This window comes from Candidatus Eisenbacteria bacterium (assembly GCA_016235265.1).
Taxonomy (GTDB): domain Bacteria; phylum Eisenbacteria; class RBG-16-71-46; order RBG-16-71-46; family JACRLI01; genus JACRLI01.
Genome location: JACRLI010000014.1, coordinates 1 through 26352 on the forward strand (window position 1 = coordinate 1; position 26352 = coordinate 26352).

At 69.0% G+C, this 26352-nt stretch carries 20 protein-coding genes; 7 read left to right on the plus strand and 13 right to left on the minus strand.

Annotated features, from left to right (window positions below; all coding sequences use genetic code 11):
* Together HZB25_06570 and HZB25_06575 are read left to right on the plus strand one after the other, a co-directional pair.
* Positions 1 to 201, plus strand: a 201-nt coding sequence (locus HZB25_06570) for a transposase (protein MBI5836887.1), incomplete at its 5' end; no start/stop codon positions are given.
* Between the two features lie 243 nt (positions 202 to 444).
* Complete coding sequence (locus tag HZB25_06575) at positions 445 to 5082, plus strand: T9SS type A sorting domain-containing protein (GenBank protein MBI5836888.1); 4638 nt, start codon at positions 445 to 447, stop codon at positions 5080 to 5082.
* 96 nt (positions 5083 to 5178) lie between these two features.
* On the opposite strand, the gene HZB25_06580 is transcribed toward HZB25_06575, so the two are convergent.
* Both HZB25_06580 and moeB read right to left on the minus strand, forming a co-directional pair.
* Positions 5179 to 5670, minus strand: coding sequence for a hypothetical protein (locus tag HZB25_06580; GenBank protein MBI5836889.1), 492 nt, complete (start codon positions 5668 to 5670; stop codon positions 5179 to 5181).
* A 94-nt stretch (positions 5671 to 5764) separates the two neighbouring features.
* Positions 5765 to 6985, minus strand: a complete 1221-nt coding sequence (moeB, locus tag HZB25_06585) for a molybdopterin-synthase adenylyltransferase MoeB (GenBank protein MBI5836890.1) — start codon at positions 6983 to 6985, stop codon at positions 5765 to 5767.
* A 117-nt stretch (positions 6986 to 7102) separates the two neighbouring features.
* Between moeB and HZB25_06590 the strand changes: the two genes are divergently transcribed.
* Together HZB25_06590 and HZB25_06595 are read left to right on the plus strand one after the other, a co-directional pair.
* On the plus strand, positions 7103 to 7885 hold the full coding sequence (locus HZB25_06590) for a methyltransferase domain-containing protein (protein ID MBI5836891.1): 783 nt from the start codon (positions 7103 to 7105) through the stop codon (positions 7883 to 7885).
* Positions 7886 to 7963: 78 nt separating this feature from the next.
* Positions 7964 to 8518 (plus strand): HDIG domain-containing protein, encoded by a 555-nt coding sequence (locus HZB25_06595; GenBank protein ID MBI5836892.1) that lies wholly within the window; start codon positions 7964 to 7966, stop codon positions 8516 to 8518.
* Between the two features lie 147 nt (positions 8519 to 8665).
* Here the strand turns inward: HZB25_06595 and HZB25_06600 are convergent, their stop codons facing one another.
* The 8 genes from HZB25_06600 to HZB25_06635 all read right to left on the minus strand — a co-directional run bounded on the left by HZB25_06600 (position 8666) and on the right by HZB25_06635 (position 19161).
* Positions 8666 to 9433, minus strand: coding sequence for a response regulator transcription factor (locus tag HZB25_06600; protein MBI5836893.1), 768 nt, complete (start codon positions 9431 to 9433; stop codon positions 8666 to 8668).
* An 8-nt stretch (positions 9434 to 9441) separates the two neighbouring features.
* The gene (locus HZB25_06605) at positions 9442 to 11661 is read right to left on the minus strand and encodes a TonB-dependent receptor (GenBank protein MBI5836894.1); all 2220 of its coding nucleotides are present in this window, start codon (positions 11659 to 11661) and stop codon (positions 9442 to 9444) included.
* On the minus strand, positions 11658 to 12458 hold the full coding sequence (locus HZB25_06610; GenBank protein MBI5836895.1) for a hypothetical protein: 801 nt from the start codon (positions 12456 to 12458) through the stop codon (positions 11658 to 11660). Before HZB25_06610 ends, HZB25_06605 begins: the two co-directional genes overlap by 4 nt.
* Before the next feature lie 5 nt (positions 12459 to 12463).
* On the minus strand, positions 12464 to 13579 hold the full coding sequence (locus HZB25_06615; GenBank protein MBI5836896.1) for a sensor histidine kinase: 1116 nt from the start codon (positions 13577 to 13579) through the stop codon (positions 12464 to 12466).
* Between the two features lie 208 nt (positions 13580 to 13787).
* Positions 13788 to 14591, minus strand: a complete 804-nt coding sequence (locus tag HZB25_06620; protein MBI5836897.1) for a prohibitin family protein — start codon at positions 14589 to 14591, stop codon at positions 13788 to 13790.
* Between the two features lie 114 nt (positions 14592 to 14705).
* Entirely contained in the window at positions 14706 to 16388 is a 1683-nt protein-coding gene (locus tag HZB25_06625) for an electron transfer flavoprotein-ubiquinone oxidoreductase (GenBank protein ID MBI5836898.1), read from the minus strand.
* A 2-nt stretch (positions 16389 to 16390) separates the two neighbouring features.
* Positions 16391 to 17659: an MFS transporter gene (locus HZB25_06630; protein MBI5836899.1), complete on the minus strand. Its 1269-nt coding sequence runs from the start codon at positions 17657 to 17659 to the stop codon at positions 16391 to 16393.
* 656 nt (positions 17660 to 18315) lie between these two features.
* Entirely contained in the window at positions 18316 to 19161 is an 846-nt protein-coding gene (locus HZB25_06635; protein MBI5836900.1) for a hypothetical protein, read from the minus strand.
* Positions 19162 to 19356: 195 nt separating this feature from the next.
* On the opposite strand from HZB25_06635, the gene HZB25_06640 reads away from it, so the two are divergent.
* The 3 genes from HZB25_06640 to HZB25_06650 all read left to right on the plus strand — a co-directional run bounded on the left by HZB25_06640 (position 19357) and on the right by HZB25_06650 (position 23073).
* On the plus strand, positions 19357 to 20391 hold the full coding sequence (locus tag HZB25_06640; protein ID MBI5836901.1) for a zinc-binding dehydrogenase: 1035 nt from the start codon (positions 19357 to 19359) through the stop codon (positions 20389 to 20391).
* A 260-nt stretch (positions 20392 to 20651) separates the two neighbouring features.
* On the plus strand, positions 20652 to 22127 hold the full coding sequence (locus HZB25_06645; GenBank protein ID MBI5836902.1) for an MBOAT family protein: 1476 nt from the start codon (positions 20652 to 20654) through the stop codon (positions 22125 to 22127).
* A gap of 46 nt (positions 22128 to 22173) precedes the next feature.
* On the plus strand, positions 22174 to 23073 hold the full coding sequence (locus HZB25_06650) for a hypothetical protein (protein MBI5836903.1): 900 nt from the start codon (positions 22174 to 22176) through the stop codon (positions 23071 to 23073).
* Positions 23074 to 23165: 92 nt separating this feature from the next.
* On the opposite strand, the gene HZB25_06655 is transcribed toward HZB25_06650, so the two are convergent.
* The 3 genes from HZB25_06655 to HZB25_06665 form a co-directional block, all read right to left on the minus strand.
* Positions 23166 to 23894, minus strand: coding sequence for an SRPBCC family protein (locus HZB25_06655; protein ID MBI5836904.1), 729 nt, complete (start codon positions 23892 to 23894; stop codon positions 23166 to 23168).
* Between the two features lie 26 nt (positions 23895 to 23920).
* Positions 23921 to 24703, minus strand: coding sequence for a slipin family protein (locus tag HZB25_06660; GenBank protein MBI5836905.1), 783 nt, complete (start codon positions 24701 to 24703; stop codon positions 23921 to 23923).
* A 214-nt stretch (positions 24704 to 24917) separates the two neighbouring features.
* Positions 24918 to 26231 carry a nodulation protein NfeD gene (locus HZB25_06665; GenBank protein MBI5836906.1) on the minus strand — a complete coding sequence of 438 codons (1314 nt, stop codon included), beginning with the start codon at positions 26229 to 26231 and terminating at the stop codon, positions 24918 to 24920.
* Positions 26232 to 26352: the final 121 nt, after the last annotated feature.

The window sequence follows — 26352 nt, forward strand, 5'->3', positions numbered from 1 at the left end:
CTGCGACTCGCCCAGCACCTCGATGCGGTGATCGCTGGCAGCCAGCACGCGGTGCCCCTGGGCCTGGTCGAATCCATCAACAGCAAGATCGCGGCGCTGCGCTTCCAGGCCCGCGGCTACCGCGACGCCGAGTACTTCAAGATCAAGATCTTCCAGCGCTGCTCGCTGCCAGACAACCCATGGGCGAAAATCGTGCTATGAGCTCACGGAATTCTGAGAGGAGCCTCGATTTCGCGGGACTCCATCCCAACTGCGGATACGACGGGGTGGTTCACCTACATTCGAACCGATACCTGCGATAACTACTGCGACGACAGGCCGCGTCTTGGAATCTCGGCAGACAAGCTGGCGATTACCAGGCTGGCCTCCCCCCTCTTCGCGGACAAGGCAGCGGCCTACGCAGGGACGCTGACCCTGTCTGCGGTTCAGGTTGACGGATTCCCGGTGTGCAACACGACGCAAGACTCCACCCTGTACTTCGTAAGACAAAATGACGCAACCGTCAGCGTGGTCTGCCTGTCTGGTACGTGGGACAACCTGACCGAACACCGGCTGAGTGTCAGCTGCGGGGCAACCGTCTCTATCGCCGGTGGAGAACTCTTCAGGGCCTATAACGGAATCGGGGAGCAGGTCGGCCAACTTCAAACGCTGTACTCGAGAAACCGATGTGTCACGGCAGCGTGGCCGGTGCTGCTCGAGTACGCGACCGCGGGACAGCGCGTCGGGATCCGGTATGCCCGCGTGCAGGTTGCAGCCGACCTGGCGACGGCCACGATGGTCGACTCGGCGACCTACAGCGACTCATTGCACGACTACATCATGCCCAGTTGCGTGGCGGACGATTCAGGCAACGTCTACCTGGGTTTCGATGGGGTCGGGCCGTCGAATGAGTACCCGAGCGCATACCTGACCGCGAAGGCGGCGGGATGGGGCCGCTTCGCCCCGGCCGCCTGCGTGAAGCGCGGCACGGCATGGCCGGGCACGCCGTCCAACTTCCGCGACTACTCCGGGATCGCGCTCGATCCCCTAGCCCCAGAGGGCAGCCCTTCGGCAGCGTGGTTTATCGGTCAGTGGGAAGGCAAGACCGGTTCGACGCCGCACATGTGGAACTGGATTCAGGCCATTGCCCTGGCCGACACAAACGGCGTAATCACCGGAAGAGTCATGGACGACTGCGACTGGTCCATGGCGACGGCAAACGACACCGCGGCTGCGGCCGGGGTTGCCCTGCCGGTCTCGCTCTACGGATCGCAAGTCGGTACGGTCACCACCGATGCAAGCGGGATGTATCGCTTCACGTGCCCTGCCCGAGGGACGTACCAGGTAAGAAACAGCACCTCGATCCATGCGACGGCTGGGTCTGGTGGAGCGTCGCAGACCGCCCTCGGGGACACCGCGATCACGATCGGGCTCTCCGCATCGGCGACCAGCTCAGAGGGCAACAACTTCACGCGCAGGCTACCGACGCTGCAGCCAATCCTGGAAGCGATCTGGCCCACGCGCAAGCCGGTGGCGGACACCAGCCTGACCCTTGAGATCACCGGCCAGAACTTCACGTCGTGCAGTCAGGTTCTTGTGGCTGATTCCGCGCGGGCAACGGAATTCGTGAGCTCTGTTCACCTGCGCGTGGCGCTGTCACCACATGACGTTGCCAACATTGGTACACGATTGGTGAAGGTGTACGCACCGGCACGTGGGTACAACACGCCCACCCAGCTTCTAACCATCACCAACGCGGCCGCGGTCACTGGCTCTGTGGTTCATTCGGCAGATGGCAGCGGGTGGGAGGATGTCGAGGTCGCCCTCATCCAAGCCGGCACCGTTATCCGGATGGACACAACCGGAGTCAGTGGAAGCTTCACATTCGACGACTTAACCGCCGGAACCTACGACGTGTGGATGGCTGGATGTGGGCTGTCGGTGGAATCACGGAGCTCTGGAGGGTTCACTGTCCAGACCACAACGCCTCGCGTGATCGGTGTCAGCCTCGCTGCGGGCGAGGAGTCTCAGTACAATATCTTCCGATGTGCAGCCTCGCAGCTGTCGCCCGACGGTCCTTCCCTTGTCTCAAGCTCGTCCCACGCCGCGCTCGCCGGCGGAACCAGCATGACGGTCCAGTTCAGTGGAACCGACTTCTGCGACTGCTCCTGGGCAGCGTTGGACGGACAGCTTATTCCGACGACGGTGGTCAGCTCGACCCAGCTGACCGCGAGCCTCCCGGCAGCACAGCTCGCAGCGAGCCCGGGGTACCACCTGCTGACGGTGCGCAACCCCCGCCCCGCAACGGGGCAGAGTGAGTCCCAGCCCTTCGCGATCATATTCGACAGCCTAACTGTGCCGGCCCTGGTGAGGCCCTGTCCGGGGGGCGACGGCGATACGCTCCTGGTCAACGCCCACGTGGACAGCCGGGTGGCTTCGCCCCCGGGCGGATTCCGGATCAAGGCGGTCCGCACAGGCACCATCTCAGAAACGACCCCCATGCGGTTCTGGGACCAGGAGGACACGCTGGGCGTGTCTCTCTCAGCCGCGTATTCGTCCACAGAGAGACGAGCGCGGGTGGTGAGTCGGCAGGCGTCCGGCTGCGGGGAATCGGTCTACAATCTCGTGCAAGGCACCGATACGATCGTGGCAGAAGGCATCCACATCAGGATGCACTCACCGGACCTGACGGCGGCGGCCTCGGATGCGGTGGATTCGGCCGACGCGAGCGTGGTGGGCGCCACCACCTCCCCGTGCAGCGGCCCGGGGTGCGCCGACTTCGACGGAGACGGACAGCGCTGCGCGAGCGACTCCCTCCTCTTTGCGTCTCACCTCGGGCATCATCGAGCCCGTGTCGTGACCGCGCCGAGTGGGGGGTCCTTCCAGCAGCGGGGAGCGGTCGCCGCAGCCTGGTCACCGGGCCACGGAGACCTCGAGAAGGTCTGGCTTCGGGTTCGCCGGAGCCAGAGCCCGGTCATGGGGGACACGACGATGATCGCGAGCGCCATCCCCGCCAGTGCCGGAAGCTTCACATGGCACGTGCCGGGTACATTCCCTGCCGCGACAGACTACAAGCTGGATGCGCTCTTTGGGTTCCCCAGCGAGCCCGGGGCACTCGGGATCGGACGAAGCGACACGACGTTTGCCATCAACGCGTGCGTGGCGGTGACCTCGCCCACGAGCGGAGGTGTATTGGCGACCGGGACCTGTACTTCGCTCACGTGGAGCGCGCCTGGCTGCGATACGACGGGGCTCAGGAGAATCGAGCTCTACTTGGGCCGCGCGAGCACGACCTCGATCCCGAATTGGCCCGAGGTGGTCGATGCCAGCATCGCAGGGACGGCGACGAGCAGGATATGGTGTCCGACGCCGTGCACTCCGGCCTTTGGGCAGGTGGGGCTGGTCTACCGGTTCTGGAACAGCGACTCACTGGTCTCCCTCAGCAGCGTCTTCAAGCTCGTACGGAGAAACCCCGCGAGCTTCCCGCTGCCGCTGACCGCCGCGAGCTGGGCTGCGGGTACGGAGAGCCTCGGCGTGTGGAACGCCGGGCCGAACGAGGTCGGGGCCACGAAGTGTCGCCTCTACATCGGCACGAGTTCCACCTCGGATCCGACGAGCTGGCCGATGCTGGTCAGGGACACGACAGCCATCGGCCTCTGCGACACGCTCTTTCACTGGACGCCACCGGAAAGCCTGGCCCAGGGTCACGCCCAGTTCATCCTTGTCTACTACCGGGATCCCGGGCTCACGGTCGTGGACACGCTCTTCGGCAATCCCTTCTGCATCCACAGCGGCCTCACGTCCTGCGGCGGTGGCGAAGGCGGTGGTGAAGGGGGCGGCGACCCCGGCTGCCCATACGTGGACACTCGCACCGACGCTGGCTGGGAGCTCGAGAACACGATCCTGGGTCGGTCCGTGAGCGGAGCTCTCTCGGGGGACATCCTCCGTCTGCGGGCGCCGGCCAGTGGGTCGGGAGGATACTACCAGCTGCGCATCCGGGAGAACGAGTCGGAGGAGACGGCTCTTGGCCTGGCGAAACTCGTGCTCCTGGACCACCCGGTGGGCACGAAGGCCTATCTGACCCCCGGGCGTGCGTTCCTGGGCTCGAAGGTGGCCGCCGTTTCGGTAATGAAACCCACAGGCGAGGACCTGACCGCCCGGGTAAACGGAAGTGGTTCAGGCTACCTCGGTCAGCCCGGGGACACGCTCCTGGTTGACCTCGGCGCCGCTGGAGTGCCCGAGAGGCTGGGCAAGGCCGAGGGCCGACAGGCGAATCGGCAGTCTGCCCTCACTGGCGGCGACGGCGGCTTCTTCACCATCAACGGGGCCATCAAGGGGAAGGTCCGAATCGTCAAGGGAGCCAGCCCCGCCTCGATCGATGGTGATCTGCTCGCTTCCGACGGGATCAAGATCGAGGCCCCGGACGGCCAAGGTGGCTGGCGCACGGCCGTCCGCGACTACCCGCGGGAAAACGCCGACGACTTCCTGGTCGACTCGCTGAGCCACGGGCACTTGCGGCTCATCTTCGTGGGTACGCACGGCGTGAGGTTCATCGGGAGGGTGGTGCCGCAGACGGACCTCTCGGCCCGCATCCTGAGCCCATCGAGCGCCAAGCACTCCCGCCTGGGTGACCAGTTGGGGGCGCTGGCCGGCGTGGACTCGGCCGCCACCACGCTTGTGAGCGGCGACACTCTCACACTCGGCTACCCGGCCCCGGCGCTCGGCACGGGGTTGGTCCGAGACTTCTTCCTCGTAACCCGCGGCGTCTACACGTCCGTGATCGGCTCGCTGCATCGGCGCCGGGGGCCGACCCTGGAGGCTCCGGTTCGCTTTGCCCTCGGCCAGAATCGTCCGAACCCCTTCAGCCGGACAACGGCTGTCCGCTTCGACGTGCCGCAGGCCAGCCGCGTCCGCATTGAGATCTTCGACGTCGCCGGGCGGCTGGTGAGACGACTCGTGGATGGCCGGTACCAGCCGGGCAACTGGCTGGCGAGCTGGGACCGCAGAACGGAGGATGGCGGCCTGGCTTCCACAGGAGTCTACTTCTACCGCATGCAGGCGGGTTCGTTCCGGGATCAGAAGAAGCTCATGATCCTACAGTAGCCTGGAACGACCGCAGGCAATTGCCGAAGACGGCCGCTCCCCGTAGTGGGGAGCGGCCGTCGCCGCGATACTCCGAAGACGCGTTGGATCTACCTCTCAGCAGCACCTTCGGCACGCCGCAGGGGGGTTGACGACTTCGCCCACCAGGTTCAACTCGAACGTGGTGCCCAGCGAGCGCTCCAGCGGCGAGAGTGAACCCTCCGGGCGCATCACAGTCATGCAGCTCTGGCCGGGGCGTCGGCACAACCCGTGAACACTCGCGTGCCTCGTCGTGGAAGCGCCCGGCCTTCTCCGTCCATCTCGTCCACGAATACGTACCAGGAGGAGAATGACGGCCACCCCCACCAGGAGAGCGGCCGTCCCTGACCCCTTGACAGTGTCGTTCCATATCTCACCAGCGAAACCTTCCGGGTGACCTACTGCCCGTCCAGCTCCACCCGGTAGAAGTACACCCTGGACGAGACATGGCGGCCGCTCGTGGCTCATGTGCTGGCGGGCGATGCCGTGGAGTTCCGCGTACATGGCCTGGAACAACTGCTCCCGGGCGGCATCGTCACCGCCGCGCGCGGCCTGCAGCAGCCGCGTGATGGCGTGCGTGGGGGGCGGAGCGGGGCATCGCGGCCTTCCGCCGGCTCGCCACGCGCCGGCGGGTCATGGTCTCCTGCGTCGTGGGGCCAAGCGGTTAGTACCGCGCCATCCCCGGGTCCACCGTCACCGCCCACACATCAATGCCGCCGCTCAGGTTCAGGGCGCTGGGAAAGCCCGCGTCGCGCAGGAACCGGACCGCCGCCGCGCTGCGCAGGCCGTGGTGACAGTAGACCACCACGGTGCGCGCCCGGTCGATCTCGGAGAGGCGCGACGGGAGCTGCTGCAGCGGGATGCAAAGCGCGCCGGGCAGCGTGCCGATGCGGTGCTCGAAGGGCTCGCGCACGTCCAGCAGCAGAAGATCCTCGTCCTGATCGAGCCGCTGCTGCAGCTCGCGGGGCGTGATCGAGGGGTCGTGGGCGTCGAGCGCGCCGGCGTGGTGAACTGCAGGGGCCGCGCCGGACGCCGCCGCGGCGAATCCCTCCAGCGCGCCTCCGCCCGTGCCACCGCAAAACGCGTCGTAGTCCACCAGCTCACGGATCGTAGGCTGCTCGCCACACACCGGGCAGAGCGGGTCCTTCGCCAGCTTCAGTTCCCGGAAGCCCACCGCCAGCGCGTCGTAAAGCAGCAACCGGCCCACCAGCGGCTCGCCGATGCCCAGCAGCCACTTCATCACCTCGGTGGCCTGCAGCAGGCCCACCGTGCCGGGCAGCACGCCCAGCACGCCGGCCTCGGCACAGCTGGGGACCAGGCCCGGGGGCGGCGGTTCGGGGTAGAGGCAGCGGTAGCATGGGCCGCCCGGGGCCGCGAACACGCTGACCTGGCCCTCGAAGCGGTGGACGCTCCCGTACACGTCGGGCTTGCCGAGCAGCACGCAGGCGTCGTTGACCAGGTAGCGCGTGGGGAAGTTGTCGCTGCCATCGGCCACCACGTCGTAGGGCGCGAGGATCTCCAGGGCGTTGGCGGAGGTGAGGCGCGTCTCGTGGGTCTCCACGCGCACGTGGGGGTTCGCGCGCAGGATGGCGCGGCTCGCGGACTCGGTCTTGGGCGAGCCCACGTCGGCGTCGCCGTGCAGCACCTGGCGGTGCAGGTTGGTTTCGTCCACGGCGTCGGAGTCCACCACTCCCAGCGTGCCCACGCCGGCGGCGGCCAGGTACAGCGCCAGCGGCGAGCCCAGCCCGCCGGCGCCCACCAGCAGCACGCGGGCGGCCTTGAGCCGGCGCTGGCCCTCCTCCGAGACCTCGGGGAGGATCAGGTGACGGCTGTAGCGGCGGGTCTCCCCGGGCAGCAGCGGCGGAAGCGTGGGGTCGGTGGACATGACCCCGGGATTTTATCATAGTATCGAAGGAAATCTCAGTGCCGCCTGGGCTCCACGGGCCGCTGCGCGGTTGCGCGCCGGCCGGGCGGTCGCAGATCCACCCAGGGAGAGTGCCCCGTGCCCATCCGGCGGGCCGACATCCAGCGCCAGTTCGCCTCCACCGCACCCGGCTACGCGGCCAGCGCGGTGCATGCGCACGGCGCCACGCTGCGGGACCTGCTGGAGCTGGCCGATGTCCAGGTGGGTGACTGGGTGCTGGATCTGGCCACCGGTACCGGGCACTCGGCGATGGCCATGCCCGGGGGCGCCAGCGCGGTGGTGGGCCTGGACCTGACGCTGTCCATGATGCGCGAGGGCCGCCGCATGGCCTCGGAGAGAGGCCTGGGGTACCTGCGCTTCGTGGCCGGCGACGCCGGGCAGCTGCCCTTCGCCGACGCCTCGTTCGAGCGCGTGGTGAGCCGCATCGCGCCGCACCACTTTCTGGACATCCGCGCCGCGCTGCGCGAGGCGGCCCGGGTGCTCACGCCGGGCGGGCGGCTGGCGGTGGTGGATAACGTGGCCCCGGGCCACCGGGAGACCGACGAGTACATTGACGCGCTGGAGCGGCTGCACGATCCCACCCACGTGCGCTGTTACTCCTCCGCGGAGTGGCGCGCGATGTGCGAGGGCGCCGGGTTGGAGGTGCTGGAGGTGCGCGATCCCATCTACGACGCCGTCCGCGGCCGATCCATGGGCGAGTGGGCCGCGCGCGCCCACTGTGACGCCTCGGTGGTGGGCCGGCTGCGCGACCTGATGGTGGACTCCCCGCCCCGCGTGCGCGAGGCCCTGCGCATCCGGGTGGAGCCCGACGACGTGTACTTCGACATGCCCCGCGTGGGCCTGGCCGCGCGGAAGAAGTGAACGGCCCGCGGGGGATGCCGCGCGCCATCCGTCCCGCCGCGGCGGCCCTTCGAGAACCCCGATCCTGGAGGAACCCCGATGCCCTACCCGTCCCGCGAAGAGGCCCTGGCGCTGCTGCACGAGTGGACCCAGGGCGAGAGCCTGCGCCGCCACGGCTACTGCGTGGAAGCCGCCATGCGCCACTACGCCGCGCAGCGCGGGGCGCCGGTGGACGAGTGGGGCGTGACCGGCCTGCTCCACGACTTCGACTACGAGAAGCACCCCGAGCTGCCCGATCACCCGTGCAAGGGCGCGGAAGTGCTGCGCTCGCGCGGCTATCCCGCGGAGATGGTGACCGCCATCCTGGGCCACGCCGGCCAGGCGCCGCGCGAGACCGACATGGCCCGGGTGCTGTACGCGGTGGACGAACTGTGCGGGTTCCTGACCGCCTGCGCCTACGTGCAGCCGTCGAAGAAGGTGGCGGACGTGAAGGTGTCCTCGGTGAAGAAGAAGTTCAAGGACAAGGCGTTCGCGCGGGCGGTGAACCGGGAGGAGATCTTCAGGGGCGCCGAGGAGCTGGGCGTGGAAATGGACGCGCACATCCAGGCGGTGCTCGAGGCGCTCTCGGCGAACGCCGGGGAACTGGGGCTTTGATGCCGGAGCCCGCCCTCGCGGACCCGCTCGGGTGGGCGCCGCGCGTCGAATCCCGCCGCGTGCGCCGCCGGGCCCTTCGCGCCGAATCCCGCCTCGTGCGCCGAGGGGCTCTTCGCGTCGAATCCCGCCCGCCGCGCTGCCGCGCCCTCAGGCCCCCAGCCGCTCCCGCAACGCCTTCGCCCGCTGGCGGCTGACCGGCACCTCGTCGCCCCCGCCCTTGAGCTCGATCCGCCAGGTGCCCGCGAACCCCGGGCGCAGCGCCGCGACGTGATCCAGGTTGACGATCGCGCCGCGGTGCACCCGCGTGAACCGCTTCGGGTCGAGCCGCCGCTCCAGCTGGTCCAGGGTGAAGTTCACGTAGTGCCGGCCGCACTCCGTGGCCGCGAACACCAGCTTGTCCTCCGCGCCGAACCACCGGATCGCGGCAGCAGCCAGGATCACCTGGCGCGTGGCCACCCGCACCGTGAACCGCTCCAGGCAGGTGTCGGCGGCGGGCCGGCGCAGCCCCTCCAGCAGCGCGGTGAGCCGGCGCTCCAGTTCCGCGGGCCGGCCCAGGTCGGCCCGGGCCCGCCGCAGCGCCTCCGCCAGGCGCTCCGCGCGAAACGGCTTCAGCAGGTAGTCCACGGCGTTCTCCTCGAACGCGCGAACCGCGTAGTGGTCGAACGCGGTGACGAACACCACCGCGGGGCGCACCCCCAGGGAGCGCAGCAGCTCGAACCCGTCGCCGCCGGGCATCTGGATGTCGAGGAGCATCACGTCGGGGCGCGTGGATTCCACCAGCGGACGGGCTTCCGCGGCGGATCCGGCCTCGCCGACGATCTCCACGCCGCCGGCCTCTCCCAGCATGCGCCGGGCGCGCGCGCGGGCCAGCGGCTCGTCGTCCACGATCAGCACGCGCAGCGGGGCAAGTTCCACCGTCCTCCTCACCAGCTCAGCGACACGCCGCCCACGAGGAAGCGGCGGCTGAAGTAGGACTCCTCCACGTAGGTCCGGGTGTAGTCCTGATTGTAGTAGTAGTCCAGGACGTTCCGTCTGCCGAGCACGTTCAGCGCCTCGATGTAGGTGGCGCACACGCTGCTGGCCGGCAATCCGAACACCCTGCCGATCTTGAACAGCCGCGTCAGGCGCACGTCCAGCCGGTTGTACGGCGGGAGCAGCCCCGAGTTGTGGTCGCCGTAGAGCGGCCGCCAGTTGTGGCGCACGGTATCGTACACCGCGCCGGCCACCGGCGTGTAGGGCCGCCCGCTGGTGACGTTGAACTTCACCCCCACCTCGGTCGAGGACGAGAGCCGGTACTGCCCCACCAGGGTGAGCGAGTGCTTCACCCCCGCGGAGGCCGGCATCTCGGTCTTCGCGTCCAGCTCCAGCCGCTTCGCGTCCAGGTAGCCGTACGACACCCACCCGGACAGCGCCGCGCGCGAGCCCTGCACGAAGACATCCACGCCCCGGGCGCGACCGTGCCCGCCGTTGGCGTAGAACGTCGTGGGCGAGGTGATCACCAGGTCGCGGTAGCTCTTGGCGTAGCCCTCCAGGCGCACGTTGGTGTGCTCGGACTTCCATTCGTATCCGGCGATGACGTGCGTGGCCGACAGCGGCCCCAGGCCCGGGTAGCCGTACGCGGGATCCTGGTAGCGGGGATCCGGCAGCTGGTGATAGCGCCCCGTGGCCACGCGCACCGTCTGGTGGTCGTCCACGCGCCACGCCAGCGCGGCGCGCGGGTCGGCGGTCCATGTGGACGGGCTGGAGACGTGGTCGAACCGCGCACCCACCGTGGCGTAGAGCGGCCCTCCCAGGTGCACCTTGTCCTCGGCGTAGAAGCCGGGATAGTCCACGCGCACGCGGGTGGCATACTCGCGCGTGGGGGAGCCGGGCTGGAAGTCGGTGCTGTCGGCCGGGAATCGGCCGGTGATCTCCGCGTCCGGGCGACGCAGCACGCCTCCGAAGGCCAGTTCATGGTCGGGCCCGAGCGGCCACAGCGCGTCCAGCGAAGCCTGCGCGCCGCGCTCGCGCAGGCCCGCGCCCACCGGGCCGAACGACCAGTCGGTGCGGAAGTCCTGCAGCGCGCCCTGCGCCCGCACCGAGACCTTCCCGGCGATCACGTCCTTGACCTGCAGCGCGGCGTAGCGGTTGCTGGAGACGTTGTCGTAGGTGCCCTCGAAGTTCAGGTAGTGGGCCTGCACCCCCACGCCGTCGTGGCCTCCCAGGTAGGTCAGGGCGGCCTTGCCCGTGGGGGAGTAGCGGCAGATCAGCCGCGCCGCGATGTCGCGGCTGCTGGGCGCGGTCTGGTACTCGTGGGGCCCGCCGTAGATCTTGTACAGGAGTTCCGGGAAGGTGACGCGCGCGGTGGCCACCAGCGAAAGCCGATCCGGAACGAACGCCCAGCTGCCGGCCGCCGAGAACCCGGCCATGTTGGCGCCCACCGACACCGTGCGCCGCTCCAGGTCGTCCTGGCTCTCGATGTCCAGCACCCCGGACAGCGCCCCTCCGTAGCGTGCGGAGAAGCCCCCGCTGGAGAAGAACGCGCTCTTGAGCATGTAGGTGTCCAGCGCGGTGAACAGGCCTCCCGAGGCGCCTTCGTAGTGGTAGGGGTGGCCGATATCGCTGCCGTCGAGGCGCACCAGCGTCTCGCGCGGGTCGCCGCCGCGCACGTACAGCGCCGCCCCTTCCGCGGGCGCGTTGATCCCCGGCAGCGCCCGCAGGGACTGGAAGATGTCGGCCGCCCCGCCCGGCGTGGTCATCACCTCCATGCGGCTCAGTACCGCGCCCTCGCCCTTGCCGGTCTTGCCGAAGGAGGAGGTGGTCACGGTGATCTCCGCGAGCGGCACGCTTACCTCGCCCAGCTTTACCGAGAGTGGCGCCATGCCCGCGGCCACGGTCAGGCTCAGCTCGATCCGCTCGTAACCGATGCGCTGGATCACGAGTTTCGCCGGGCCGGCCGGGAGGTCCAGGGCGAACTCCCCGCCCTCGTCGGTCACCGTGCCCACTCGTGCCGCCGGAACGCTCACGGCGGCCAGCGGGACCGGCCGGCCCGCCGGATCGAGCACCTTCCCGGTCACGCCGACAGCCAGTGCCGCCTCGGCAGCCCACGCCAGCAGCGCCAGGCCCACGGCGACGGCGACCAGCAGGAGCGTGTGCAGCTTCACGGCGTGTCCTTCCGGGTGGGGGTCCCTGCGGCAGCGCCCGGCTCCAGGTCCGCGAGCAGCCTGTGGGCCCAGCCATTCGAGGGATTTACCTTCAGGGCCTGGCGGTAGTACTCCCGTGCGACGTCCGCCTGCTTCAACTGCGTGGCCGCCCGGCCGGCCCACAGTAGCGCGTCGTCCCGCCCCCACGTCGCGGCCGAGGTGTCGGCGGGGCGCGCGGCGAACAGCTCCACGGCCTTCCGGAACTCGGGCATCGCCTTGTCCGCCCCGCCGCCGAAGAACGCCGGGCGGTTGAGCGTCATGATGCCCTGCAGCAGCCACACGCGCGGGTCGGCCGGCGCGAGCTCCAGGGCGCGCTTCAGGTTGGCGTCGCTGGCCGGGCCCAGTTGCATCACCGCGGCGGGCTCGAAGCCCATCATGAGGCCCTGCAGCGAGGCCTTCAGCGCCAGCGCCTCGGCGTGCTTCGGATCGAGTTTCAGGGCCGCGTCGCACTGCGCGAGGCCATCCTCGACGAACGGACGGGACTTCTTGCGCGTGGCGTCCGCGCGGCTGAGCACCGGCGCCATGCGCCAGTCGGCCAGCGCCACGCACGCGTGCAGGTCGGCCGACGCCGCGTCGGCGAGCGACAGCGCTTCGAACGTGCCCCGCGCGCGCTCCATGAGCGCCACGTCCGCGCGGTTCACGCCCGCCTGCAGGTCGCGCCATGCGGTGGCGATGGCATCGGCGCGCGCAGGCCCGGCCGGGGCGACCAGCGCCAGGACCGCCAGCAGGGCGGCGGGGATGAGTCGGGTCGGTGGCATGGGTGTCACTCCTTCGGTGGTGGGGCGGTGGTGGCGGCCGGTTCGCAGGGCAGCGTCACGCGCACGCGCGTGCCGGAGCCGGGTCGTGTGTCGATTTCCAGGGAGTGCGGCGGGCCGAGCGCGAGCAGTCGCTCGCGGACCGAGCGCAGGCCGAAGCCGTCTGCGGAGTCCGCCGGGGCGCTCTCCATGCCGGGGCCGTCGTCCGCGATCTCGATGTGCAGCAGCGCGCCCTCGCGACGGGCCGCGATGCGCACCGTGCCGCCGCGAGGAGTGGCGGCGACCCCATGGCGGACGGCGTTCTCCACCAGCGGCTGGAGCAGCAGGCTGGGCACCGGGAGGGTGTCCAGGCCGGGCTCGATCTCCTCCCTCACGTTCAATCGCGCCCCGAGCCGGGTGCTCTCGATCCGCAGGCACGCGCGCAGGAAGGCCAGTTCCTCTCCCAGGGCCGTGTGCTCGCGTCCGGAAGCGGAGAGCGAGAAGCGGAAGACCTCGGCCAGCAGCGTGGTGGTCTCCTCGGCGGCCTTCGGGTTCTCCGGGATCAGCGCCGCGATGGAGTTCAGGGTGTTGAACAGGAAGTGGGGGTTCACCTGCGCCCGCAGCGCCCGCAGTTCGGCCTGCGCCAGCTCCGCGCGGATGGTCTCCACCGCCCGCGCCCGTTCCACGGCGCGGAGGTGGAACACCCGCGCGTAGCTGATGGCCATGAACAGGGCGCAGAACAGCACCGTGTACAGCCCCATGACCACCAGCTCCCGCGTGCCGCCCAGGAAGCCGGGGAGCACCGCCATCTGCACGATCACTCCGCCGGCGTAGGCACCGAGCAGGGAGCCGGCGGTGTAGGCTGCCGCAACCTGCCAGATGGGGGCGTCGCAGTCCGGACGGGACCGGAACAGGCGGCGCACCACCGTCGTCCCCGCGGCCCACACTCCCAGGCCGATGGTGTAGGAAAGGACCAGCGAGACCTTGTAGCTCAGCAGGAAACCGCTCCAGCCCCGCGCGAACATGGTCCCGAAGAAGATCGCGAACGGAATGGCGTAGAGCGGCTGTTGCCACGCGAGGCGAACCAGGCCCCGCAGGACGCGGGGGCGGGGCGCGGGCCGGGTCATCGGGTCTGCGTTCGTCATGATGAGGAGAATACGCATCCGGGCCCTGTCGGGAAACGCCGGAGCGGATGAATGGTCGTTTGGGCGGGATGAACGGTGCGGGCGGGGGCGCGAAGCGCGGGGCAAGTGAAGGGGGCACGCCGTGGCGTGCCCCCAGGGTACCCGGAGCACTCCCGCCCATCCGCGCGGCGCCGGTCCGGAAGCGCCGCGCGGGGAACCTGCGGCCTCGCTACTTCGTGTCCATGATGATCGGCAGGCCGTCCTTGCCGCTGCCCACGATCACCACCTTGGCGTTGGTGCTCTTGGCGATCTCCAGGGTGGCCTCGATGCCCTTCCAGCGGAGCAGGTTGTCGCTGATGCCGCGGGTCACGATGGTCTGGAAGTCGGAGATGCCCTGCGCCTCGATGCGCTTGCGCTCGGCCTCCTGCTTCTCCTTGGTGAGCACGAACTGCATCCGCTGGCTCTCCTGCTCGGCCCGGAGCTTCTCCTCGATCGAGGCCATCAGGCCCTGCGGTAGGGTGACCTTGCGCAGGGGCGTGTTCTCGATGAGGATGCCCCGCGGGCCCACCACCAGCCCCAGGTCCTTGGTCACCAGCATCGCCAGTTCCTCGCGCACCGAGGTGTACAGGGCCTTGGCCTCGTACAGGGAGGTGACGCCGCGGGTGACCGATCGGAACTGCGGCTCCAACAGCACCTCCACGTAGTTGCGCCCCACGGTCTTGTAGATCTCCGGCGCCTTGGTGGGGTCGAGGTGGAACAGCACGCTGGCTTCCAGTTGCACGCTCAGGCCCTCCTTGGAGGGCACGTCCATGGTCTCCTTCAGCTCCTGCGTCTTGATCGGCATCTTGATGCAGCGCGCGAACGGGTTCTTCATGTTGATGCCCGCCGGCAGCGCGCGCCCGGAGACGATTCCGAAGGTGTCCAGCACCCCCACATTGCCCGCGGGCACCACCGTGAACAGGTTGGACAGCAGCAGGATCACCGCCACGACACCCAGCAGACCGTACAGCGGACCCGTGCCCGGACCCCTCATTCCGACCTCCACCGGCCCGTGCGGGCCGCGCCGCTGTATGCCGAAGCGGAACACCAACGGCACCAGCGCCACGAGAATGATGACCACCAGCCAGAAGATCATCCCATACCTCCTTTAGAGGTTCTTGTAATCCGGGCCGCCGCCGCCCTCCGGCGTGGTCCAGTCGATGATCTGGTACGGGTCCATGATGTCGCACGTCTTGCAGTGGACGCAATTGGACGCGTTGATCTTGAGCTCCAGCCGCCCGCCCGTGGCGCTCTCCTCCATCTCGTACACCTGCGCGGGGCAGAAGTGCTGGCACGGGTTGCCGTACTCCTCGCGGCACCGGGTGGCGCAGATTTCAGTGTCGCGCACCACCAGGTGGCAGGGCTGGTCCTCCTCGTGCGTGGTGCCCGAGTGGAACACGTCGGTGAGCCGGTCGAAGGTGAGCGCGCCGTCGGGCCTGAATTCGAAATTCGGCGGGCCGCCGGGGCCATAGTCCGCGAGCTTCCTCATCCGCTCGTGCCCCGCGTGCCTCACATGAGTGTCGCCGAAGCCGCCGCCGGTGAACATCTGGATGCCGGAGCTCAACAGCCCGGCCCAGAAGCCGCCCTGGAAGCCGGCGTGGAAGTTGCGCACCCCGTGCAATTCGCGGTATGCCCAGCTGTCGCGGAAGCGGCGCTCGTAGCCGGCCAGGACCGGCTCGCCGAAATCATCCTCGAGCAGCGCCTCGAAGATCGTCTCCGCGGCCAGCATGCCGGACTTGATGGCCAGGTGGATGCCCTTGAGGCGCATCCCGTTCAGCATCGAGGCCGAGTCGCCGCAGATCAGCCCGCCGGGGAAGGCCAGCTTCGGGATCGAGAACAGGCCGCCCTCCGGAATCGCCTTGGCGCCGTAGCTGACCATCTTCCCGCCCTCGAGCAGCGGGCGGATGAACGGGTGCGTCTTGAGCATCTGCAGCATCACGTGCGGGCTGGTGTTGGGGTTGCCGTAGTCGAGCCCGGTGACCATGCCCACCGCCCAGCGGTCGCCGCTCATGCCGTAGAGAAAGCCGCCGCCGAAGGTGTCGGCGGGCAGCGGCCAGCCCATGGTGTGCACCACGCGACCGGCGGGAGCCCGACCCGCGGGCATCTCCCAGACTTCCTTCACCCCGGTGGAGTACACCATCGGGTCGCGGCCCCTGGTGAGCCCCAGCTCGCGGTCCAGGATCTTGGTGACCGTCCCGCGCGGTCCCTCGCACAGCACCGTGGCCCGCGCCAGCAGGTCCGCGCCGGGCTGGTGGCCGCCCTTGGGCTGGCCGGACCTGTTGAGCCCGGTGTCGGCGCAGCGCACGCCCAGGAGCTTCCCCGATTCCAGCAGCGGCTCCCGGGCCGGGAAGCCGGGAAACACGTTCACGCCCAGTTCCTCGGCCTGTACTGCCATCCAGCGCACCAGGTTGCCCAGCGACACCACGGAGTTGCCGTGGTTCTGCAGCGGCGCGGGCACCACCGGCAGGCGGAACTGGCCGCCGGCGGTGAGCAGCATCACGTCGTCGGAGGTGACCGGGCTTTCCACGGGGCAGCCGCGCGCACGCCAGTCGGGGAGCAGCTCGTCCAGGCCGCGCGGGTCCATCACCGCGCCGGAGAGGCCGTGCGAGCCCACCTCCGCGCCCTTTTCGATCACCGCGATGTTCAGCTCGGGCAGCTTCTTCCCGCCCGCGCCGGCGGCCTCGTTGTGGCCCGCCGCCAGCTGCGCCAGGTGGATGGCCCCGGCCAGCCCCGCGGGCCCCGCGCCCACGAACAGCGCGTCGAACTCGAGCGATTCCCTCTCGGGTGGCATGTCTATTCCTCCGCGTGGACCGGCACGGCGGCCGGCCGGAGCGCCGTCAGGCTGATGATGAACGCCAGGACCATGAAGATTCCGCCGGAGACGTAGGGCGCCGCGTGGCCCAGTCGCTCATGCGTGACGCCCCCCCACAACGGCCCCAGGAAGCGCGCGAAACTGCTCATGGACTGCGCCGCGCCCAGCACCACGCCCTGCATGGCGGCGTCGGTGCGGCGCGAGATGAGGCTGGTGAGCGAGGGCGTGCCGATGCCGCTGCCCACCGCCAGGAACAGCAGCGAGCCCATCAGGATGGGAATCGAGGGTGAATACGGCAGCCACACCAGCGAGATCGCCATCAGCAGCATCCCGGCCACGATGAGCCACGGTTCGCGCAGCACCTTCAGGAGCGGCCGGATGATCCCGCCCTGCGTGATCGCCACCATCACCCCGACGAAGGCCATCAGGTAGCCGGTGTTCTCCGCCACGCGGTCGGGTCGGAAGCCGTACTGGGCGCTGTGCTCCTTGAGGAACAGCGGGATCATGCTGGTGCTGATGGATTGCGCCAGGGTGGAGAAGAAGAACAGCACGATGAGCACGCCGACGTCGCGGCGGGACACCGCGGCCAGCCACGCGCGCGGGCCGGCGGAGCGCGCCGTGCTCCGGAGGTGCTCGGGGTTGGTCTCGGGCAGCAGGGTGGCCGCAAGCACCAGGCTCACCACCGAGAGCATCGCGGCGAACATGGCCGGCGCTCCGAAGTCCAGCCGCTGCGCGCTGCCGCCCACCAGCGCCTCGCCCGCGCGCACCAGGAAGCCGGGCCCCCAGGAGCTGAACCGGCTCAGGATGCCGCCCAGTGCCGGGCCGAACACGAAGCCCAGGCCGAAGGCCACCCCGGTCAGACCCATGCGCTTGGCGCGGTCCCGCGGCGGGGTGATGTCGGCGATGATCGACTGCGCCGCCGCGATATTGGAGTTCATGATCCCGGTGATCACGCGCGAGAGGAGCAACATGAGAAAGGTGCGCGCCACGCCCATGAGCGTGAAACCCAGCACCGAGCCCACCACGCTGATGAGCACCACCGGGCGGCGGCCGATGCGGTCAGAGAGGCGCCCCCACAGCGGGCTGAAGATGAGCTGCATCAGCGAGTAACTGGCCAGCACCACGCCGTAGGCCAGCGGGCCGGCGCCGAACCAGCCGATGTAGGCGGGCAGGATGGGAATGATGAGCCCGAAGCCCAGCATGTCCAGGAAAATGATCAGGAAGACGATGGGCAGCGTCGAACGCTTCAAGCACACCCTCCACGCGGCCCGGTCCCGGCGATCCGCCGCCCCTGGGGCGCGCGGCCGGGCGCCCGGGCGGACCAAGCACCGTTGCGACCGCGGTCATTGTAGGGGCGGGGACGCGCAATGGAAAGGGGGGGAGCCATTTGCGGCGGTCGCGTCGGCCCGGTGGGGGCACGCGGGGCGGGTTTGGGGCCGGATCCGCAGGACTCCGGAGGGGCACCGTTCGGGCACCGGCATTGCATTCCGCACCGTCCCGCGTTGCACGCTGCCACCCCGCGCGCCGCCGGCCGGGGTCGCCGGAAATGGGAACGCGCGCGCCCCGCTTGCGGGAGCGCGCGCTAGCACGCTGCGCGCGCATGCCGGGATGTTGGCCCGCCTCGTGCAGATAAGGGAACTCGAAACCGGACGGAGATCCGGTCGCGGGTAGCCGGAAGACGCCGGGGGTCCGCCCCCGGACTGACTGCAGACTCGAATCCCGCCGATGGCGGGCACAGGGGCCCTGCGTCCGAGCCGCAGGACAACCCCCTCAACGCGGCGCGCCAGTGGGATCCCTCACTGGCGCGCCGCGTTTTCGGTGCTCTTCCTTTCGCTGGATCCATCGGCGATCGCGAGCCGCCCGGCAGAGGCAGCATGCCAGACTGCGCCTCCGGCCACGCCGTGCGTCAGGGGGTCGTGAACGCGGCTTCCTTCACTTCGGACGAAACGGTCACGTCGCGGAACACGATCGAGATTGGGGCGCCTTCGATGGGGCGGCGTTCGGAGAGCTTCAGGGGGCCCACGTCCTTCCAGTCCTGCCACCGGGTGACCATGGTCTGCGACGGGTTCGCGCCATTGATGTACTTCCACTTGACCACCATGTGGGTCGCGGGGTCGAGGCTCACCATGTAGTGGTCCTTCGGGGTGAGGCCCACGTTGTCGAAGGACAGCTCCACGGTTTCCAGTTCCCTGCCGCTGGCGCTGTCGTGCTGCATGCCGGCCCAGCCCAGGTGCACGCCGGGGTCCTTCATCTTGTAGGGCATCAGCAGCCAGTAGGTGTCGTTGATGAACGCGCCGTGGCCGGAGGTGGCGAACTTGGTCACGGTGGTGTCCTCGGTCTGCAATTGCCCCTCGAGCCACACCTTCGCGGTCTTCGGGTCGTTCACGTCTGTGAAGAGGATCACGTACCTCTTCCCGACGGCGCGGGCCGTGCCCTCCAGGCGATAGCGGTTGGTCCAGGTGTCCCAGCAGTGACGGCGGGGCGGGCCGAGCAGGCTGTCGCCGCGGGCCTGGCCGAAGCTGAACTCGATGTAGCGGGCGGAGCGCCACGAGCCGGGCATGCCCAGGGCATGCATCGCCTGGTCCACCACGTCGAGCGCCTTCGGGTCCGAGCCCTTGGGGTCGAATTCGTGGGGGGCCGGTGCCGGGCTCGCGGGGTCGGCGGCCCGCGCGCCGGGAGTGCAGAAGGACAAGGTCACCAGCAGCAGCACGAGCATGGAGAGCATGCCCCTGGGGCGGGAACCACAGACCATCGGAGGTACCTCTCGCGGCAAGGGTTGGGGGACGGCGGGAGTCACGTGGCGGCACTACTCTTGGATGGTGCTCCCATGGCGCGGGTTCCGCAAGGCCCCCCGCGAGAGATGCCGCTACGCTTCCGTGGACGTGGAAACCAAGGCCCCGATCCCGTACCCTGCGGGCACTAGGAGGAATGCCGAATGCCCGCAACCATGAATGCCGCCGTCATGCACGGCCATGGCGGCCCGGAGGTGCTGGTGCCCGGTCGGCTGCCGGTGCCCGCCGTCGGGCCCGGCGCGGTCCGCGTGGATCTCAAGGCCGCCGCGTTGAACCGCCTCGATCTGTTCACCCGCAACGGTCACCCGTCGCTGAAGCTCAGCTTCCCCCACATCCCCGGCGCCGACGGGGCCGGCGTGGTGGCGGAGGTGGGGGCGGACGTGGCGGGGATCTCGGTGGGGCAGCGCGTGGTGGTCTCTCCGGGGCTCTCGTGCGGCGCGTGCCTGGACTGCCTCTCCGGGCGTGACAACCTGTGCCGCCGCTACTCGGTGCTGGGCAACCGCCACCCGGGCACGTACTGCGAGAGCCTTGTGCTGCCCGCGGCCAACGTGCTGCCGCTGCCCGATCGCATGAGCTTCGCCGAGGGCGCGGCCGCGGGGCTGGTGTTCCTCACCGCGTGGCACATGCTGGTGGGCCGCGCCAGGGTGCGTGTGGGCGAGACGGTGCTGGTGCAGGCCGCCGGCTCGGGCGTGGGCATGGCCGCCATCCAGATCGCGAAGCTCTTCCGCTGCCGCGTGCTCACCACGGTCAGCTCGCCGGAGAAGGCCGCGCGCGCCCGCGAGCTGGGCGCGGACGAGTGCATCGACTACCGGGCCGCGGACTTCCGCGAGGAAGTGATGCGCCTGACGGCCAAGGCCGGTGTGGACGTGGTGATCGAGCACGTGGGTGGCGAGGTGTTCGAGAAGAGCGTGCTGAGCCTGGCGCGCAACGGCCGCCTGGTGACCTGCGGCAACACCGTGGGCCCGACGGCGGGCATCTCCACGGCACACCTGTTCACCCGGCACCTCGCGGTGCTGGGCAGCTACATGGGCAGCAAGGCGGAGCTGATCGAAGTGATGAAGTTCCTGGGCGACGGCTCGCTGCGCGCGGTGATTGACAGCGAGTTCCCGCTGGCGCGGGCGGCGGATGCGCACCGGCGGCTGGAGGGGCGGGAGGGGTTCGGGAAGGTGGTGCTGGAGATCGGGGGGTAGCCGGTGCGCGCGTCGCGGACCATTCCCCGCCTGTTCCCGCGGGCCGGCCCCGGCGAAGGGCCAGGGGAGGCGCGGCGGGAGGGGACGGAGAATCGGTGATTGGGCCGGCGGACGGACTCGTGTATAATTACGGCTCGTACTTTCCAGCGTCCGACGGGGTCCCGCGAGGGCATCCCGGCCGATTCACGGCCCCCGGTGCCCGGCCCTTGCGCCGCCCGGGCATCCCGTCCTGCATCGTGATCCAGTGACCGGGCGGTGTCATGCTTTTCAATTCCGTTCAGTTCCTCTTCTACTTCGCCATCGTCACGACCCTGTTCTTCGCCCTGCCGCACAAGGTCCGCTGGCTGCTGCTGTTCGTGGCCAGCTGCTACTTCTACATGGCCTTCGTGCCCGTCTACATCCTGATCCTGTTCTTCACCATCGCGGTGGACTATGTCGCAGGGATCGCCATCGAGGGGAGCACCGGGCGCCGGAAGAAGTGGTTCCTGATCGCCAGCATCCTGGCCAACTGCGGGGTGCTGGCCATCTTCAAGTACTACAACTTCCTCAACGCCAACCTGGACTCCCTGGCGCAGCACCTGGGGGGCCGGAACCCGATTCCGTACCTGAACATCCTCCTGCCCCTGGGGCTCTCGTTTCACACCTTCCAGGCGATGAGCTACACCATTGACGTGTACCGGGGGAAGTACCCGGCGGAGCGGCACCTCGGGATCTACGCGCTGTACGTGATGTTCTATCCGCAGCTGGTGGCCGGCCCCATCGAGCGGCCGGGGAACCTCCTGCCGCAACTGCACGCCCACCAGCATTTCGACCGCCTGCGGGTGACCCGCGGACTGCAGCTCATGGTGTGGGGAATGTTCAAGAAGGTGGTCATCGCCGACCGGCTGGCCTCGCTCGCATCCCCGGTCTTCGCCAGCCCCCGGGACTACGACGGCATCTCGCTGTGGGTGGCGGCCGCCTGTTTCTCGGTGCAGGTGTACTCCGATTTCTCCGGATACTCCGACATCGCCATCGGCGCGGGACAGGTCATGGGGATCCGGCTGATGACGAACTTCGACCGGCCGTTCCTCGCCAAGAGCCTCGCGGAATTCTGGCAGCGCTGGCACATCTCGCTGTCCACCTGGTTCCGGGACTACCTGTACTTCCCGCTGGGAGGCGGCCGGGTGCCCCTGCCCCGCTGGATGCTCAACATCGCGATCACCTTCCTGGTGAGCGGCCTGTGGCACGGGGCGCAATGGACGTTTGTCATGTTCGGCGCGTGGTTCGGGGTCTGGGTCATCATCGAGCAGCTGCTGGTGAAGTTCCTGGCGCGGGTGTGGCCGGTCGCCCTGCGCTTCCCGGAACTGCCCGGCGGCAAGCTGGCGCTGGTGGGGTTCAACTTCATGCTGGTCTCCCTTGCCGTGGTCTTCTTCGGCGCGAGGACCGCCCCGGATGCGTTCTACATGCTCGGCAGCATGTTCACCGGCGTGGGAGAGTCGCTGCGCCACATCACCACCGCGCACGAATTCAGGATGCGGGTGATGCTGGGGCAGCTGGCGCTGCCCTTCTTCTACACCATGGCCTCGGTGGCGGTGCTCTTCGCGACACACCTCATGCAGAGAAGGGGCAGTGTCCGGGAGTGGCTGGCGACCCGGCCGACAGCGTTCCGTTGGGCGGTCTACTATGCGGTGGTCCTCGCGATCCTGGTCTTCGGCAACTACAACCAGTCCCACACCTTTGTCTACTTCCAGTTCTGAGGCCGGCGAAGTCCGCGCGCTGCTGACCCGGCTGGTGGTCTTTGCCGTGCCCTTCCTGGCGTACGCGCTGGTGATGGTGCTGGTGGACCCCTACAACTTCTTCGGGCTCTCGAACCTGGTGCCACGGGTGGCCAAGCAGCGCACCGCGGAGCAGTACCACCCCGTGCTGTGGAAGATGATCGAGTTCCGCCGGGACCCGCAGGCGAACATCCTGCTGGGGGACTCCCGGATGAACGGGATCAACCCTGAAGTCATCCGCAAGGTCTCCGGGGCCCGGTATTACAACTTCGCCTTCGACGCGTGTTCGCTGGCCGAGATCGTCCGGACGTTCTGGTTCGCCGACTCGCTGGTGAAGCTGCAGAACGTCTACATCGGCCTGAACTTCGACATGTACAACCGGTATTCCGAGCTGGACCGGACGGTGGACTTCCACGCCATGGTCGGGAATCCCTTCCGGTACTTCGTCGACCCGACGGTGTTCCGGGGCTTGCGGGAGAGCGTCATGTCCGCGTGGACCGGGAAGGATCCCAAGAGCCGCTGGCCCAAGATGAGCCGCGAGGAGTTCTGGCGGCGCCAGCTCGCGATCGTCGCCGCCAAGAACTACAAGAACTTCGCCCACCCGGACGCATTCGAAAAGGACCTGGCTCGCATCGCCGAGCACTGCCGGCGCAAGGGGATCCGCCTGGTCTTCGTGAGTTTCCCCTCGCACGTGGACCTGCAGCGGCGGGTGGGAGACTTCAAGCTGGAGGGGCAGCGGGCGGCGTACCTGAGGGAGCTCCCCACGCTCGCCCCGGTCTACGACTTCGACTTCCCCAACGTGCTGTCCCGAGACAGCACCAACTACTCCGATCCCTACCACTTCAAGCCGAAGGCGATGGAGGTGCTGGTGGGAGAGGTGTGGGGCGGCCGGGCACCGGCCTACGGGAAGGTGCTGGAAACAAGATAGGGCAGGCATTCCCTGCCTGCCCCACCTCTTCGTCGCCCGGGCTGGCCGGGCGCGCCTGGTTCACCCGGCCGGACCGGGCCGATTCCTCCCGGTTACTTCGCCGCCCCCGTCGGGCTCCCCGGCGCGCTGCTCCCGCCCGCGATCGGCAGGTTCAGGTTCACCACGCGGTCGCGGATCGCCGCCAGGCGCTGCGGCACGTCGCGCCGCAGGACGTGCTTGACCACGAATCCGGGCGCGAAGAACCTGGGGCGCGCGGTGAGCCGGTAGGTGAGCAGCGTGGCGTGGCCGCCCTGGCGCGGGAACAGCTCCCAGGCGCCGTCGAACAGGTTGAAGTCGCCGTCCACCACGTGGAAGTCCAGCTTCTGGCCCTTGCGCTCCTCCACCTCCAGCACCACCCGGGCCTTCTTGCCCACGAACAGCCACGAGCCCTGTCCCACCTGCTCGATGAGCTTCACCAGGCCGTGGTCCTCCAGCAGGCGGCTCTCCAGCATGCCGGGGATGAACTCCCTCAGGTGGTCGTAGTCGGTCAGCACCGCCCACACCGCGTCGGGCCGCACCGGGATGTAGATGCTGGAGTGGACGTCGGCCTTCTCGGAGGGAACGCTCTGCAGATCCGGCGTGCCCACCGACTCGCCGACGTCGGTGGCCTCGCCGGCCTCGGCGGTGGCGTCGGCCTCGGCGCTGGCCTGCGTGGCGGCCGCCTCGGCGGCGCGCGCGGGGAGGTTCCAGGAGGCCAGCGCGAGGAGCGCCAGCAGCGCGCACAGCGCCGCGGCGATCCGCCGCCCCCGGAGGATGCCCGCCAGGAATTCCATGTGACTCATGCCCGTGTTCCCTTTCGGGCCCGGTCCTATGCCTTCGGCGCGTCCAGCTCGGCGTTCATCTTCTTGATGAACGGCGTGAACAGGTCGATGGGGATCGGGAAAATGGTGGTGGAGTTCTTCTCCGAAGCCACCTCTGCCAGCGTCTGGAGGAATCGCAGCTGCAGGGTGATCGGGCTCGCGCCCATCACCTGCGCGGCCTCGGCCAGCTTCTGGGAGGCCTGCAGCTCGCCTTCGGCGTTGATGATCTTGGCACGCCGCTCACGCTCGGCCTCGGCCTGGCGGGCGATGGCGCGCTGCATCTCCTGGGGCAGGTCCACGTTCTTCACTTCCACGTTGTTGACCTTGATGCCCCACGGCTCGGTGTGACGGTCGATGATCAGCTGCAGGTTCTGGTTGATCTGGTCGCGCGCGCTCAGGAGCTCGTCCAGGTCGGACTGGCCCAGCACGCTGCGCAGCGTGGTCTGCGCCATCTGCGAGGTGGCGTACAGGTAGTTCTCGACGTCGGTGATGGCCTTGTTGGAGTCGATGACGCGGAAGTAGATCACCGCGTTCACCTTGACCGAGACGTTGTCCTTGGTGATGATGTCCTGCGGCGGCACGTCCATGGCGACCGTCCGGAGGCTCACCTTGACCATCTTGTCGATGACCGGGATCAGGATGATCAGGCCCGGGCCCTTCTCGCCGATCAGCCGGCCCAGGCGGAAGACCACCGCGCGCTCGTACTCCCGCAGCACCTTGAGGGAGCTGGAGATCAGCGACACCGCCAGGACGATGACCAGGAAGAAGAAGAACAGGGAAACGGGAACCATGGGTTCGCCTCGATCCGTGCGTGGAGGGCCGTCGGGACACCGCGGAAGCGCGGCAAGGGGAGGAGCTGTCGGAGTCCCGTTCCTTCGGAATCCTGCCTTGGACCCACGCGGAAACTCCCCTCCGGGAGCTTCCGGCCTTCCGGCCGGCCGGCGCAGGTCATGAGAAGTCGCGAATTATAGGGTCGCGGGCGCGCCCTGATCGAACGCAGCTAGGCTAGGCCCTTTCCACCTTCAAGGTCAAGCCCTTCACCGCCACCACCTTTACACGGGTGCCGACCGGCAGTTCCTCCGCGCCTTCAGCCGCCCAGTAAGTCCCATGGACAAATACACTTCCGACAGGTGAGCAGGCCAGTTCCACGACCCCGGTTTCGCCCACCATGCCCTGCCGGCCGGTGACCACCGGCCGCTTCCGGGATCGCACCGCCGCGCCCACGATCCAGGTGAAGAACACCACCGTCAGGGCCGTCATCAGCGCCACCATTCCCCCCGCCACGTGCAGCCCGGAGCCCTGGCCCCGCACCAGCATGATCGAGCCCATCACGAACGCGATCACCCCGCCCACGGTGAGCGCCCCGTGGGTGGGGGCCTTCACGTCGAGGATGAACAACAGCATGGCGAAGAGGATCAGGAGCACGCCGACGTAGTTCACCGGCAGCGTCTGCAGGGCGAAGAAGCCCAGCAGCAGCGCCAGGCCGCCCATCACTCCCGGCAGGATGGAGCCCGGGTGCATCAGCTCGAACAGGATGCCGTAGAAGCCCAGGGTGAGCAACAGGTAGGCGATGTTGGGGTCCGACAGGGCGTTGAGGATCTTGATCCGCAGCGAGACGGGGGTCTTCACCGCGATCGCGCCCCGGGTGTGGAGCGTCACGTCCTGGCCCAGGACGTTCACCTTGCGGCCGTCCAGCTTGGCCAGCAGGTCGGCCTGGTCGCGGGCCACCAGGTCGATCAGTTTCTTGTCCATGGCCTCGGTCTCGGTGGCCGAGACGCTGCGGCGCACCGCGTCCTCGTACCATTCCACGTTGCGCCCGCGCTGGCGGGCCAGCGAGCGGATGTAGGCCGCGGCGTCGTTGGTCACCTTGCCGGCCAGCACCGAGTCGGCCACCGCCCCGCCCAGGCCCACCGGGTGCGCCGCGCCCAGGTTGGTGCCGGGCGACATGGCCACCACGTGCGCCGCGGCCATCACGAACACCCCGGCCGAGGCCGAGCGGGCCCCGGTGGGCGCCACGTAGGCGACCACCGGCACGCTGGAGGAGAGGATGGCCTTGACCATGTCGCGCATGGCGGTGTCGAGGCCGCCGGGAGTGTCGATCTCGATGATGATCGCCTCGCGCTGCGCGCGCTCGGCCTGGTGGATGGCGGTCACCAGCAGCTCGGCGGAGGCCGGGTTCACGGTGCCCTGCAGCGGCACCACCTGCACCATCGGGGGCCCGCTCCAGCCACCCCCGGCGAGCAGGCCGGCGGCCAGCAGGCAGAAGGACAGCCCCAGCACGATCGGGAAACGGCGGCGGACCCTGCGATTCCGTGTCATGAGCATGGCACCCCCTCGAAAACCCAGTATAGCACCGGGTGGTATAATCAACCCGTGACTCCCTTCAACCCCTTCGGCTGGCGCCGGCCCCACGTGGGCGGACCGGAGATCCCCGGCTCCT

Coding starts and splice junctions, on each gene's coding strand:
- HZB25_06610 (MBI5836895.1), bottom strand. CDS start 12,458: ATGCCACCGACCCGACTCATCCCCGCCGCCCTGCTGGCGGTCCTGGCG.
- HZB25_06655 (MBI5836904.1), bottom strand. CDS start 23,894: ATGAGTCACATGGAATTCCTGGCGGGCATCCTCCGGGGGCGGCGGATC.
- HZB25_06665 (MBI5836906.1), bottom strand. CDS start 26,231: ATGACACGGAATCGCAGGGTCCGCCGCCGTTTCCCGATCGTGCTGGGG.
- HZB25_06615 (MBI5836896.1), bottom strand. CDS start 13,579: ATGACGAACGCAGACCCGATGACCCGGCCCGCGCCCCGCCCCCGCGTC.
- moeB (MBI5836890.1), bottom strand. CDS start 6,985: ATGTCCACCGACCCCACGCTTCCGCCGCTGCTGCCCGGGGAGACCCGC.
- HZB25_06645 (MBI5836902.1), top strand. CDS start 20,652: ATGCTTTTCAATTCCGTTCAGTTCCTCTTCTACTTCGCCATCGTCACG.
- HZB25_06620 (MBI5836897.1), bottom strand. CDS start 14,591: ATGAGGGGTCCGGGCACGGGTCCGCTGTACGGTCTGCTGGGTGTCGTG.
- HZB25_06595 (MBI5836892.1), top strand. CDS start 7,964: ATGCCCTACCCGTCCCGCGAAGAGGCCCTGGCGCTGCTGCACGAGTGG.
- HZB25_06635 (MBI5836900.1), bottom strand. CDS start 19,161: ATGGTCTGTGGTTCCCGCCCCAGGGGCATGCTCTCCATGCTCGTGCTG.
- HZB25_06660 (MBI5836905.1), bottom strand. CDS start 24,703: ATGGTTCCCGTTTCCCTGTTCTTCTTCTTCCTGGTCATCGTCCTGGCG.
- HZB25_06640 (MBI5836901.1), top strand. CDS start 19,357: ATGAATGCCGCCGTCATGCACGGCCATGGCGGCCCGGAGGTGCTGGTG.
- HZB25_06625 (MBI5836898.1), bottom strand. CDS start 16,388: ATGCCACCCGAGAGGGAATCGCTCGAGTTCGACGCGCTGTTCGTGGGC.